We start from the raw sequence: 13,632 nt of genomic DNA, 5'->3' as shown, positions 1-13,632 counted from the left end.
CCTATTCCACTATTTTCGACTCTGGTTCTCTGAGTACCAATTCAGACATCAAATCAGGCAAAAACGCTTGTTCCCCATCTTTTGAAGTCTCAGTTTGCTCCTCAGCAGCAGGTAGCCAGTTGATAAATGGTAGGGGTAACAAAGTGCTGAGGTTAGTAATTACTACCAATAGCCAAAGTGACTCAAAGTTGGTTGCAGTGATCCCCAGCCAATAGGTGATTAACGCCCCGAATGCATGGGAAAGCGTTCCTGCTAAATTATAGACAGACATTAACAAGGCAAATAATGTTGCTTCCACTCCAGAGGGACAAAGCCTTGCTGCTAGCACCATCACTTGCATAAAGGCAATTTTCCCCATTACAGAGAGAATCAGGCTATCACCCAAACTAAACCAGTGGTCATCTATACCCAATAGCCTGTTTGTGTGAGTCACTAACAACAGCATTGTCATCCCTAAAATTGACGAAAGGACAGTACTCCAAGCAAAAATCACGCGAAAAGGGATGCTTTTGAGGAAACGTTGAAAAATCCAAACACCTGCTAAAGAAGCGAAACTTGTTACCAAGTGCACCCGCCCCAAAAATTCTGGTTCAAAGTGGAGTTCGTTGGTAGAGAAGTAGAAAAAGGCTGAGTCAGCATTTGGGGTAGCTTGCCAGATGAAGATAAACGCCGTTGGTAGCCAAATTGTTTTTTGGCTAATGGCTTGGCGTAGCTGCCCCAATTGATGTTTGATTGGTAAAGAGTTGGTCTGATTACTATCTTGAGCATCTTTGCTAACGGGAGACTCAGCAATTAACCAAGCTACTCCAGAGACGATGAGAGGGAATAAGGCGGTAATTCCAAAGACAGTACGGGTAGTAAAGTATTGGAGCAGCAGACCACTAAAGTATGCTGTTATTAAACCTCCGATCGCAGAAGCACCCCAGCACAGAGATTGTAATGAACCGGCTTTTGCTTGCGATTCGCCTCTAGCTCGTTCGACAACCAGCGAGTCAACTATCACGTCACTCATGGCAACGGAGAGAGAACCAAGAGCGATCGCTAACGTAGCTGCCCAGCTAGTATGAACTATTGTGGCCAGACTCACCCAGGAAGCAGTTCCCAGTATCCCGGATAAAATTAAGTAAGGACGTCTACGATAGCCAAATATAGGCAAGCCATCAGATATAAAACCAAACACCGGCTTGATCATCCAAGGTAGGAAAACAATTCCCAATAGCGCCGATACCTGCACTGGACTCAGCAGCAGTTCATCTTTGAGGAAAAAGCTAACGGCTAGACGCGATAGCCCTAAAATTCCTTGGACAAAATAAACGGTGAGAATTGCAATTAACTCTGCATTGGGTTCATTACCCAAGAAGATTTTTTGTGTTATGGAGTCTTTGACCTTGGACAAGCCAGATGATTGAAGCACCATTCGATAAATATTTTTTAAGTTTTATCTACTTTTCTATCATATCGATTCTTAGGACGTAGGTTTTCTGGAGGCTTTTTCCTTTTATTTCTTCTTTGAGTATTGTTTAGGGCTTTTCTAACAACTTTTCTTTCCTCCAGCAACATAGCTCTAAGCATAGCTAGCTGCCTGTCTATACACCTACTCTAAAAGCTTGCTATGCGTTGCGTTGTCCGTAGGAGAAGGGGTGATCATAAATAGCCAAAGGATTAGGGCGAGTTTACTTAGGTGAACTCGCCCTAGCTTGTATTTAATGTTGAATTATCATCGGAAGTTTGGAAACCCTGCCTACGGCACGCTATGCGAACCTGTAGCCTGAAATTAGTGTATAGAGAAAATCAGGAAAATCTTACTAAGTTAAGATTGGTATATTTAATGAGATTGCCTTACACTTTGCAACTTCTCGTTCTTGCGCTTGCGTAGAAACATACCACCTACACCCAGCATACCTAAGGTAACACTAGGCTCAGGAACAGACTCAGGGTTAAAACCTGTAAATTTGTCAGTTCCTAAATGGAAAGAATGGTTGTCACTTTCAAATCCACCACCACCTGCTTGGGTGATGACAATCTTGTTAAAAATATCATTGCTACTATCTGAGTAGAAGTGAAGGTAGCCATTGCCTTCACCGCCATGCTGTGACGCATGAATTGGAGCAACTGGGTTAACATCCTCAGTTGTAAATGATTTAATCAAAGTATTGCCATTATAGAAGGAAAAAATATTACTCGGACTGATAGCTCCCCAGTCAATACCGAAATAATTGAGGGAACTTTCAAGGTTAATTGTGACTTGATCGCCGTTGAATACTGCCAAATACTTACCATTATTGACCTCACCATTTGCCCCAGCAGGTGCCCATACATCTGACCTAACACTGCTAGCTCCACTGTTGTTCTCAAATGAATACTTAGCGAAACCAGTGGTTGGTGCTTGACCATTATTGAAGTCAATAGTTGTCGTACCAGGAAGCTGAGTAAACTCAGAAAAAGCACCTTGGTTAGTTTCTCCATTAGGACCTGCAATACCAGTGGTTACTTTGAACGAAATAGCCTGGGCAGAACCTGCATAAATAAATGAGGAGATAGCAGATAAAGATAGAGCAGCGATACAAGCAATTTTTTTAAGAGACATAATTTTGAAATGCTGTAGTTTTATTTGTTGATAAATTCGTTGTGCGATTTGAGTTCATTATGTAATGCCTTTCAGAAGAAATGACAGGATGAAATTACTGGATTTACATTTTCTAAAAAATCCCTATATTTTGTAAAAAATTTGCTATATTCTGAAGCTAAATAAGTAGTTTTACTTCCCAAAAACCTGGATAAAGTACCTGTTTTTTATCTAAAGATAAAAAAGTTGTAAAGTTAGACTATAGATATTAAGAATTTGTATTTTCGGATATTGTCCTGATTAAGGACTAATAAAGACAACGGACAACACTGTTTGAGATTCTCTGTTTGCTGATAAATAGAAAGATATTTGTGGTCATTACTATTGGTTTTGACATTCTTTCTTCTCTTGTTCTGCCTACTTACTCGTCTTTCTCCAGTCAACTATGTCACCTGAGTTTTTTTGACATGGGTAGTAACATGAATTAAACTACCTCTTGCAATCAACAAAAAGAACCTTTATCAATGCATCCAACTGAAGAAGCTGCTGTCCCTACTCGCGTTATCGGTTTAATTAGTGGCACATCCGTAGATGGTATAGACGCTGCTTTGGTAGATATTTCTGGTACAGAATTGGATATCAAAGTTGATCTGCTAGCTGGGGTAACATATCCCTATCCAGCCGAACTCAGAGAAAGAATATTAGCAGTTGGTGCAGGCGTTGGCATCTCAATGGCAGAATTGGCAGAAATAGATGATGCGATCGCCCAGGTCTTTGCCCAAGCCGCCCAAAATATTCAAATTGGTCATCAGCCAGCCACTCTCATTGGCTCCCACGGTCAGACAGTTTATCATCGACCACCTGCGGATAGGGAAATGGGGAAGAAAACCACTCCCTACTGCCCACTAGGTTACAGTCTGCAACTAGGGCGCGGTGCATTAATAGCTCATTTTACGGGCACTACAACTGTGAGCAACTTCCGCGTTGCTGATATCGCTATTGGTGGTCATGGTGCGCCTCTCGTGCCCAGAGTAGATGCCTATTTACTCAGTCATCCCCAGGAAGGGCGTTGTATTCAAAACATTGGTGGTATTGGTAATGTCGCTTATATTCCGCCTCGGTATGGCGACTGGCTCTCAAAAATTCGCGCTTGGGATACTGGCCCAGGAAATAGTCTGTTGGATCTGGCGGTGGAGCATTTAAGCGCTGGTGCTAAAACTTACGATGAAGATGGCAATTGGGCAGCGAGTGGTACTCCTTGTCATCCATTGGTAAAACAATGGCTCAACCAAGACTATTTTCATTTACCGCCACCCAAATCTACTGGTCGAGAGTTATTTGGTGTGGCTTACCTGCATCAGTGTTTAAAAGATGCCCAAGCATACCAACTTAATCCTGCCGACTTACTGGCAACTCTTACGGAACTTACAGCAGCTTCAATTGTTCACAGTTACCGCACTTTTTTGCCGGAAATGCCACAACGGGTACTATTATGTGGAGGTGGTAGTCGCAATCTCTATTTGAAACAAAGATTACAGTTGTTGTTGACATCCATACCAGTTTGGACTACAGATGAAGTCGGCTTGAGTGCAGATTTTAAAGAAGCGATCGCCTTTGCAGTTTTAGCTTACTGGCGACATTTGGGTATTCCTGGCAACCTACCTACTGCCACTGGCGCACCTCAAGAAGTGCTTTTAGGAGAAATTCATCAATGTCAGTCCACAGTCCTAAGACAGGAACAATAAGCAAGATAAAAGAAATTTCTTTATTCTTCACTCAGCACGGACTAAACGCCCCGCTATCGCTAACGCAACTTAGCATTGCTATAACTGTAGTCTTGGCGGCACTCGATCAAGACAGGGAATATAGAAGGTGGCTCATACTTTTTTATTGGAACCAGGACGCTGGGCAATGCAAGGAAATTGGCTGGAACGTAATGGTATGCCAATCAGCGTCAAGGGTATGACCTTGGTAGCTTGGAATCGAGATAACTGGTTCACTATGGCTACAAAGTTGGTATTTCCAGGTAGCGATCGCTCAGAAATCTCTTTGCAATACAAGGGACGGCTACATGAGGGAGAGCGTCAGTATACTTTTCTACTACAACATAATATTTTGGGGCAGATTGAAGGTGAAGGTTGGATTGGTTTAGATACTATTGTGCAGCGTTACTGGGTAATAGGCGATCGTCAGCGTCGTAGTGGCTTTGAAACCCTACACCGCATTTCAGAAGATACATACTACCTCAGTAGTGGCATCTTGGCTGGTCATTTTTTAACTAACACAATGGAAGCTAGCCTAGAGCGTCAGTCAACTTAAGGGCAGTAAGTAGCTAGTACAGCACAGCAAAGATAGAGCAACCATTAAAAATCGTTTATTCTCACCTACCTACTAAGTTGTAAGTAGGCAAGAATAGATCAATCAAACTATATTACGTAATGGAAAATTCATTAAATAGGCTTGTAGTAATGGCTTTAGCCCTATTTTAAGGGTTAAAGCCATTACTACAAACCTTGAATTATTCACCTCTACCTACTTATAGTAAAGAAGAAATTCTCAAATTATCATCAGGTTTTAGCATTTTTACCTAACCGCCAGGAGTTCAGTTTCGTGAATCCTAAAGTCTCTGTCATTATCCCTGCTTACAATACTGAAGTTTATATTGCGAAGGCAATAGAGTCAGCCTTAGAACAAACGCTCACTGATATTGAAGTTATCATAGTCGATGATGGTTCAAGTGATAAAACTGTAGAAGTCGCTAAAAGTTTTACAGACCAGCGTCTTAAAGTTATAGTTAATCAACAAAACCTTGGGGCTGCTGCTGCGCGTAATCGCGCCCTTAGAATAGCCCAAGGAGAATGGATTGCTGTACTTGATTCAGATGATTGGTATGCTCCCGAAAGATTGGAAAAGCTTGTGTTGCTGGGAAATGAAATGGATGCAGACATGATTGCTGACGATGTTTATTTAATCAAGGATGGTGAAACATCTCCTTGGAGTACATTGATTAAAGAAAGTGGAGAACTTATAGAGAAAATTCTCCAAATTGATATTGTTTATTTTGTAGAAACTGATGTCTATGGGGAACCAGGCTTGCATCTTGGTTTAAGCAAACCTCTATTCAAACGAGAATTTCTGGTTAAGCACGGCATCGAGTACGATGAAGCCATCAGGATGGGTCAAGATTTTTGGCTTGATATGAAATGCTTAATCAAAGGATCTCGCTTTTTTATTGAGCCAAAACCCTACTATTTCTACCGATCGCGCCCAGATTCTCTTGTATATCAAAGCCCATTGCCACGTCTAAATCAATACTGCAAAGCTACTAATTATTTCATGGAACAAGAGGTTGTGAAAAAAAATCCAGCTTTAATGCGTGCTCTGTCTTATAATCTTGCAGTCTGTAAGAAAAATCTAGCTTACTTTCAAGTTGTAGTGCCTCTCAAGCAAAGGAAATGGTTAACAGCATTGACAGAAATAAGGAAAAATCCAGGCTTCTTTTATGATTTTATTTCCAGATTTAACGCTATTATTCAACGTCGAATTCAATACTATGTGATGGGTAATAAATCAAGCTTTGACATTTATCCTAATCTAAATAAAAAGCGAAAAACTCCCAATTAGTACTATGATATTTTTACCAAAAAATAATACATCTTTGGTATAGTCAAAATCAGCCTAAAGGTTAAAATTCTGGTCAGGCAATAAGAGGATGTTTTAAAAGTATTGGACGAATATAATGAGACTGTTAGCGAATTGATAGGGTGTCTAACACATCAGATTCGTACATATTCATTTTTTTAATTTCAGTGCGTTTCAACCTACTTTAGCTATTAGCCTGCAATAAATTGCAGGGCGAGAAAGCAACGCAAAACCTCGGTTTTAGGTATGGAGGGTTTAACCCACTGTGAATTGACCAACAATCTGATATATAGCAACTACCAAGGCGGTTAGAGCATAGACTGGAAGTGGTGCAAAGCGATCGCTCAACCCATGCCCAAACCCTACAGTTACGACTTGCATCAAAAGGTCATCCAGTTCATCAAGCTCGATGGTTTGGAGAAAAGTGAAGCCAGCCAAATGTTCAACATCAGTCGCCACTCTGCACTCATTACTCACTTTTCAGAATTCTGTGGTGAGTGTGGTACTTCCTAATTAAGGTTTTTGGCAGATCCTAGAGTTATTTATTTAGTCAAAATTGGGCAAACTAAAACTACACCACAATTATTAAAGTGCAAAATGATACAAAGCGTCATTATAAATCTACCCTTTCTGCTTGTTTGATCTGGTATGTTGCACCAGTTGTAATAACCGTCTCGGTGGCAAACTGCCAGGTTATGGTTTCAATCCTCTAAAAGAGGGCTGAAAAAAGCTAGTAAAGCACCATCTAACTAGTACAGCACCACCTAAATAGACCAACGATTGGAAATTGCAGAAAAGCTGTATAAGCCTTTTGCCTTTTGACTTCCGACTTCTAGCTTGCGCTACTAGCCTATAAAGTCACTTCTGGGCGCAATAATTCAGATATCAGTTTGATTAAATACACTTTTCCTCCCAAACACTTACAACCTGCTTTTGGATTCAAATTCTCTATGTCAGACCCCAACATTGGTCGCTTACTCAGCAAACGCTACCAACTCCAAGAGTTAATCGGTACTGGAGCAATGGGTCGGGTTTATCGTGCTAAAGATACATTGTTGGGAGGTGTACCTGTTGCGGTTAAGTTTCTTGCTCTATCAATCCAAAATGAAAAGATGCGATTGCAAGACCGCTTTGAGCGAGAAGCAAAAACCTGTGCTTTACTAGGGCAAAAAAGTATCCACATTGTCCGAGTTATGGACTATGGCGTAGATGACAATAATACCCCGTTCTACGTCATGGAATACCTACAAGGGCAAAGCCTAAACAATATTATTCGCAAGCAACGATTACCTTTACCAAGATTCCTTAGTATGGCGCGTCAACTCAGTCTGGGGTTACAGTGCGCCCATGATGGCATCCCGGTTGATGGCACTATTTGCCCAATTATCCATCGCGATGTCAAGCCAAGCAATATGCTGGTAATTCAAGATCCCAGTTTTGGAGAATTGGTCAAGGTTCTAGATTTTGGTATTGCTAAGTTATTACAGTCGGATGGCGACCATACAAAATTCTATTTGGGGACATTGGCTTATTCTTCTCCCGAACAGATGGAGGGTAAGGAATTAGACAACCGTGCTGATATTTATAGTTTGGGCGTCATGATGTTTGAGATGCTCACAGGTAAAATGCCACTAGTGGCACCAACTCACTCTTTTGGAGCATGGTATAAAACACATCACTATCAAAAACCACGTTCTTTTGTTGAGGTTGCGCCCGGATTAGAACTACCAAAAGAAATCGAAAATTTGGTGATGAGTTGTTTAGCTAAAGTAGCACGCGATCGCCCCCAAAGTATCACTGAAATCCTCAGAGTTTTAGCATCTCTAGAAAAGCCTGAGCATACACGCAAAATTCAGCAAGACAGCCATGCCCTAGTTCCTGCTACTACAGCTAGCACTGAGCTTGAACAAAAGACAAAAGCCGATTTGCGGGTATCCTTGTCAAACGATGAAATCGCTCGTGCTATTTCCTGGCCTCAAAACAAACCAATTGCCGATATTGTCTTTCCCCAGACCATTCATACCAATGGGGAGATTTTACCAGCCCTGTGGGTAATGCTACCCCAAGAAGAAATTCAAAAGCGCTTACTCTGTACCCGCTATAATCAATTTCTGTTCATCTCTATTCCCCATCCCATGCTGCTATGGATTACTGTCATCTATAACCGCAAACATGGTGCCAAATGGTTACCTTATTACCTCGATCTCAAAACCAGTCTTGGTCAAGAAATTGCTCGGTTACTACAGCATACAGGTTGTTACCGCCTGTTATTCTTTGCACGAGAAACACCAAGTCGCTGTACCCATATCCTACTTTCCAGCGTCGCTTCTGCCCAGCGCCAACGACTACAAGAGTGGGTTGCAATGAGCAACACTTTAATGTCCTCTGCCGATCCGCAAATCAGTAAAAGCTTACTCAAAAGCGAGTATGAAAAGATTAAGCCTCAAATTCTAACAAAACTGGAAAGTATTGATACGGATTCACCGTACGATCTTTCTAGCTAGGAATAATTCCTTAATATTACGTGTTTTCGATGTAACTAAGGGGTGGTCACTCACCGAATGTAAACTTTTATAAACAAAATATATATAAAGATGTAAGTTCTAGTTATATGTATAAAGAGTGAAATTACTAGCTGCCAAAAGTAGGGCTATCAAAATTCTCTCTAAATTTTCCTGTGTGCATATTACGGGAGATTATAAATTTACGCAGGTGTGATTCTCAAACTAGACAAAACAAAAATAAGTTTGACTAAAGCAAACAACTAATTTAGCCTCAAATCCTAAAGTTATGTCTAGATTCCAGCATATGTGCCTTAGACGACAATCTTTACTTATTCTTAGTTAATTTCGTGAATTGAACTTTTGTGCCGCTCTTGTGGAATTACTTATCGAAGTTGACGCCCCGACATCCCCAGCTCTTTTCCTCCTTGGAACCAAGCAAGAGAAGGAGGTCGCCCACTGCGACATCAGAACGACTCTATGCCATAGTGGAACCGGAATCTAAGCCCCACTGGTGCTTAAGAAGTTCTTGATAAGTTGCCTCGCGCACTACCATTTGCTCATAGAGCTTGACTAAAAAGTCTTTAGCTTGCTCGTGGCTCATGTTTTGCACCTGAGTAGCAAATGAGCAAATGCTGAATTGCTGTTCCAAGGATAGTTTCATTGGTTGATTCATAGTTAACTCCAAAAAAACAAAGCGTAAAGGTGATATAGATCACAGAAGTCCAAATGGGATAATATTTGGACTTACATCTGTCCAACATTTGTTCCTCCGTATTACGAAAGATAACAATTGTTTGACAGATTGCCCACATCCTAAGTGTGGACTTTTTCTGCTCTGATATCTTGCACCTAATCCTACTGATATACCACCCAAGTTAGCCGAAGCAGATTCCGGAAAATAGGCTCTGTTTGGCCAGATATAGGTATAGCTACCTCCCTAACTCCTTCCTGCTTTGCACAACTCTCCTTTGAGGAGAAAATCAGAGTGCTATCCTTAACCATCGATAGTTTTTCTATTTAAGAAAAACCAAGATGTTGTCTCCTCAAGTATGGAGAAAGCTTTGGAGGGTGGGGATTTTAAGGAGGTTGGGAATTGATGGTAATAAGCGTGAATTATAGTCGCTCTACCTTATTACGTGCAAGATGTCAATTTAACAATTTATGCAAATTTAGCCTCCTTAGGTCACTTTGGAGGCTAAAAATATTTGTATCAAATTGTAAAAAGGAAAAATGCTCACGCTGAACAAATTGCTGAGTATATCTACCAGATTAATTATTTGTCAGTTGTCCTTGGACAATGACTAATGACTATTTTCTTCGAGTGAGACGATGACAACTGTGATGTTATCGTGCCCTCCGTGCTCTTTGGCAGCCTCAACTAAAGAGATGGCGGCTTTATCAACCCAAGGAGTATCTTGGAGGCAGCTAGCAATCTTCTGTTCGACAAGTTCTTCTGTGAGACCATCACTGCATAACAGCAAGCGATCGCCTACTTTTACATCTAGTGGTTGCACATCAATCTGATGCAAATCTTCACGCCCTAAACAGCGGGATAATACATGACGAAAAGGATGTAACCGTGCTTCATCTAAAGTGATGTCACCCATTTTGATTGCCCGTGCTACCCAAGTGTGGTCTTCCGTTACCTGTTCTAAGTGCGACTCACGGAAGCGATATAGCCGCGAATCACCAACATGAGCGCACCAGGGCGATTCTGGGGAGCGAAAAATTACCGCTACAACCGTTGTACCCATGTCGGCGCGTTCAGGATGTTTTTGCTGATCCTGTAAAATCGCTTCATTGGCTCCCCACAAAGCTTGCTCTAACAATTCTTGAGAAGACTTAGGAGATTCCCAATTTGCCACTAAATAGGCCTGAATTTCTCCAGTGGCAATGCGACTTGCTTCCTCACCCCCCGCATGACCACCCATTCCATCGGCAACAACGAAAAACCGCCCCTCTGGGTCGATATAGTAAGCATCCTGATTATTAGAACGAATAAGTCCCGGATCGCTAAAACCCGTGAAATTAAGTTTCATAAATTATTTTTGCAACAGTTAATACATACGATCGTAACGGTCAAGGCGTAAAAGTAGTCGGATCAGGATCACTGAAAGCCCTGCTGCAACTAAACCAGGCACTAGTGCCCACCATACATAATTGGTAACCACTAAGATCGTAGCCGAAAGTGTGAAACCACTAATTAACAGAGCATAACTTATTGAGAGTTGAATACTGCTCTGTCGGCGCAATAGGCGTTCAGTTTCGATAGACCGAACACGCAAGCGCATGTCTCCCCGTTCTAGCTTCTCTAGGGTATCCTCTAACCTACGTGGTAGACCAAACGCAGTACTACTTACCTGAGCTGCTTGACGACTTAATTCGTTAATAAAGCTATTCCCCTCAGAACCATTCATATCGGTCATAAGCTGCATTGCATATGGTTTGGCAACTTCCATAAAGTTAAACTCTGGATCTAAGCCTTTGCCTACCCCCTCTAGAGTAGAAAAGGCTCGCATCACAAAAGTGAAGGTTGCTGGAAATCGAAATGGCTGATTATAAGCTATTTCGTAAAGGTCGTCACTAATTGCTGCCACCGATTGGTTTTCAAAAGGCTTATCCATAAAATGATCCAGCATGTACTGGACGGAACGCCGGACTGGACCCATATCATCGGTTGGGGCGATCGCGCCTAAATCGATTAGAGACTGAACAACGCGATCGCCATCTTTTTGGGCAATGCCAAACAGTGTTTGCATCAGTCCTTCGCGGATGTTGGACTTAATCCGCCCCATCATACCGAAATCGTAGAATATCAGAGCACCACTTGCACTAATGGCAATATTGCCTGGGTGAGGATCGGCGTGGAAAAAGCCACTATTGAGCAATTGTAGTAAGTAGGCTTGAGCGCCTTGACGAGCGATCGCCTTTCGATCTAAACCCGCTGCTTCTAAAGCTTCGTATTGGCTAATTTTAATTCCAGGGAGATATTCTAAGGTCAGTACTCTGGACGTGGCGTAACGCCAGTATACTCTTGGGACATTCACCCAATCGTAGCCGCGAAAGTTCCGGCGAAAAGTATCGGCATTACGACCTTCATTGAGATAATCAATTTCTTCCCAAAGAATGCGACAACATTCTTCGTAAATACCCAACCAATCTCGCCCACGTCCCCATTTGGGATGGTTTTGAAAGTAGCGGGTAATTCCCTTAAGAATTTGTAAATCTATTTCAAATAACTTCTTTAGTCCAGGACGTTGCACCTTGACAACAACCGATTCCCCAGTATGTAGCACAGCTTTGTGTACTTGCCCTAAGCTAGCAGCAGCTAAGGGAATCGGTTCAAAATTATGAAAGAGTTCAGGAATTTTCTTGCCTAGTTCTTTCTCAATGGTTGCTTCTACTTGTTCATAGCTAAATGCTGGTACTTTGTCTTGTAACTTGGCTAGTTCTTCTACATATTCACCAGGGAATATATCAGCACGGGTAGAAAACAGTTGCCCGACTTTAATGAAGGTTGGGCCTAAATCCAGTAGGGTATTGCGAATCCAAACCGCTTGGGTTTTGCGTCTTTCAGCTTGCTTTGCGTCAGTCACACCACCCGGATAACTCCAAGATTTGTTATATAGCCAAAGTTTGAACAATAAGGTCAAGACAAAAGACCAAATGTCCACAAAACGCCGTCTGCTAGAGTATTTTTCCCGATTCCAACGGTATGCCTTATCTGAATAACCTTGTTCCATATACTTTGTTTACCGTTGGTTTGCAACCGAATCACTTGAAAGAAAAGACACTCTGATTCCTAAACTGTTTTTGAGAAAGTGCCATTTGTGTTTTGTCTTTTGTCATTGTCATGTGTCTATAATTCTTGATACTTCGGCTTACCTCGGCTCCGGTTCCATGTAGCGAAGTCGAGATGCTCGGCACGAGTCGCTCAGTACAAGTGACCAATGACCAATGACTAATGACTAAATTTATGCAGAAGTTCTGCGATAATGTTGCAATTCTGTTCGTAACAGGGCAATTTCTGCTCGCAATTCATCAATATCTGCTTGTACGTCACCTGAATCAGAAGTAGGTTGCCCACTACCTGTATTAGCTTGACCAGCATTAGCAGCTTCTGCTGCCCGATTTGCCCGCTCTAAGACTTCTTCTGTAAACTGGCGCAACTGCTCTCTAGCTTCTGCATCAAATTTGCCCAGATCACTCAAAGCATCGGTCAAGGCGACCTCTAAACGCTCATTAACTACTTCAGCTACTGCTCTGCCTACGAAAAAGGCTTGCACAAGGGGGTTACTCATAAATTTTTGTTACGTTGCACCGCAAGAGAATTATAACTTGCCTGTATGCTTTACGGCTTCTGCTGGGGAGTTAGAGATTTGGGATTGGCGATCGCTAAACTAGTTCAGTAGAAAATATCCTTGATGAAATTCTATGAAATACGACAATCTTTGGGAAGGTACAAGAACTAGTTATTGGTTGCCAGCATTTTTTCTTCCCTTACTCCACTGGGTAAAACCTTTTCTACCTTTTTTGGGATTACTGGATTTGATACTCAAGCAGCCGCTAATTTTGCAGCAAATTGATACCCAGACAGCACTTGACTATCAAACCTGAACAAAAAAACAGTATTTGTCAGGGAAATACTATGACTAAGTTATCAAGCAAGTAGTAACAAAAGCTTTGCAAAATTTTGCATCACAAGCGGGACGAGATGTGGCGAGGGATTTTGAACGGTGGGTAATTGCTCATTTTTGCTGCCATGAACTGGAAATTGTCCTTCGGGAATGGCGATTACTTTTGGCTATTGCTTGTAAATCCTCAACTTCCCGCCGAGATCAGGTTTTCCCACCTTCTGTATTGGTGCCAATTTTGCCAGAAATTGCTGATTTTATTGGCTTTGATTGAGAGTCAAGCGAT

General features: G+C 41.8%; 12 protein-coding genes and 1 pseudogene. 7 read left to right on the top strand and 6 right to left on the bottom strand.

Annotation, left to right across the window (positions count from 1 at the left end; all coding sequences use genetic code 11):
- Position 1 precedes the first annotated feature (1 nt).
- Both RM347_RS16150 and RM347_RS16145 read right to left on the bottom strand, forming a co-directional pair.
- Positions 2 to 1,417 (bottom strand): folate/biopterin family MFS transporter, encoded by a 1,416-nt coding sequence (locus tag RM347_RS16150; protein ID WP_322719338.1) that lies wholly within the window; start codon positions 1,415 to 1,417, stop codon positions 2 to 4.
- A 408-nt stretch (positions 1,418 to 1,825) separates the two neighbouring features.
- The gene (locus RM347_RS16145) at positions 1,826 to 2,587 is read right to left on the bottom strand and encodes a PEP-CTERM sorting domain-containing protein (RefSeq protein WP_322719339.1); all 762 of its coding nucleotides are present in this window, start codon (positions 2,585 to 2,587) and stop codon (positions 1,826 to 1,828) included.
- 503 nt (positions 2,588 to 3,090) lie between these two features.
- Here RM347_RS16145 and RM347_RS16140 point away from each other — a divergent pair.
- From RM347_RS16140 to RM347_RS16120, 5 genes and pseudogenes are all read left to right on the top strand, one after another.
- Complete coding sequence (locus RM347_RS16140; protein WP_322719340.1) at positions 3,091 to 4,311, top strand: anhydro-N-acetylmuramic acid kinase; 1,221 nt, start codon at positions 3,091 to 3,093, stop codon at positions 4,309 to 4,311.
- 127 nt (positions 4,312 to 4,438) lie between these two features.
- Positions 4,439 to 4,885 carry a hypothetical protein gene (locus RM347_RS16135; RefSeq protein ID WP_322719341.1) on the top strand — a complete coding sequence of 149 codons (447 nt, stop codon included), beginning with the start codon at positions 4,439 to 4,441 and terminating at the stop codon, positions 4,883 to 4,885.
- 291 nt (positions 4,886 to 5,176) lie between these two features.
- Positions 5,177 to 6,190, top strand: coding sequence for a glycosyltransferase family 2 protein (locus RM347_RS16130; RefSeq protein ID WP_322719342.1), 1,014 nt, complete (start codon positions 5,177 to 5,179; stop codon positions 6,188 to 6,190).
- Between the two features lie 369 nt (positions 6,191 to 6,559).
- Positions 6,560 to 6,670, top strand: a pseudogene (locus RM347_RS16125) (IS630 family transposase); the annotation flags it as partial.
- A 488-nt stretch (positions 6,671 to 7,158) separates the two neighbouring features.
- Positions 7,159 to 8,712 carry a serine/threonine-protein kinase gene (locus RM347_RS16120; protein WP_322719343.1) on the top strand — a complete coding sequence of 518 codons (1,554 nt, stop codon included), beginning with the start codon at positions 7,159 to 7,161 and terminating at the stop codon, positions 8,710 to 8,712.
- Between the two features lie 475 nt (positions 8,713 to 9,187).
- Here RM347_RS16120 and RM347_RS16115 read toward each other — a convergent pair whose 3' ends face one another.
- The 4 genes from RM347_RS16115 to RM347_RS16100 all read right to left on the bottom strand — a co-directional run bounded on the left by RM347_RS16115 (position 9,188) and on the right by RM347_RS16100 (position 13,013).
- Positions 9,188 to 9,385 (bottom strand): NblA/ycf18 family protein, encoded by a 198-nt coding sequence (locus RM347_RS16115; RefSeq protein WP_073640650.1) that lies wholly within the window; start codon positions 9,383 to 9,385, stop codon positions 9,188 to 9,190.
- 628 nt (positions 9,386 to 10,013) lie between these two features.
- Positions 10,014 to 10,751, bottom strand: coding sequence for a Stp1/IreP family PP2C-type Ser/Thr phosphatase (locus RM347_RS16110; protein WP_322719344.1), 738 nt, complete (start codon positions 10,749 to 10,751; stop codon positions 10,014 to 10,016).
- Positions 10,752 to 10,769: 18 nt separating this feature from the next.
- The gene (locus RM347_RS16105; protein WP_322719345.1) at positions 10,770 to 12,455 is read right to left on the bottom strand and encodes an ABC1 kinase family protein; all 1,686 of its coding nucleotides are present in this window, start codon (positions 12,453 to 12,455) and stop codon (positions 10,770 to 10,772) included.
- Between the two features lie 231 nt (positions 12,456 to 12,686).
- Entirely contained in the window at positions 12,687 to 13,013 is a 327-nt protein-coding gene (locus tag RM347_RS16100; protein ID WP_322719346.1) for a DUF6825 family protein, read from the bottom strand.
- Positions 13,014 to 13,146: 133 nt separating this feature from the next.
- Here RM347_RS16100 and RM347_RS16095 point away from each other — a divergent pair, with 133 nt between their 5' ends.
- Together RM347_RS16095 and RM347_RS16090 are read left to right on the top strand one after the other, a co-directional pair.
- Positions 13,147 to 13,329: a hypothetical protein gene (locus RM347_RS16095; RefSeq protein WP_322719347.1), complete on the top strand. Its 183-nt coding sequence runs from the start codon at positions 13,147 to 13,149 to the stop codon at positions 13,327 to 13,329.
- A 66-nt stretch (positions 13,330 to 13,395) separates the two neighbouring features.
- Positions 13,396 to 13,620 carry a hypothetical protein gene (locus RM347_RS16090; protein ID WP_322719348.1) on the top strand — a complete coding sequence of 75 codons (225 nt, stop codon included), beginning with the start codon at positions 13,396 to 13,398 and terminating at the stop codon, positions 13,618 to 13,620.
- The last annotated feature ends 12 nt before the right edge of the window (positions 13,621 to 13,632 follow it).

Source organism: Nostoc sp. ChiQUE02, from assembly GCF_034531305.2.
Classification (GTDB): domain Bacteria; phylum Cyanobacteriota; class Cyanobacteriia; order Cyanobacteriales; family Nostocaceae; genus Nostoc.
Note: the sequence above shows the minus strand (reverse complement) of the source record. Positions and strands in the feature narration are given on the sequence as shown.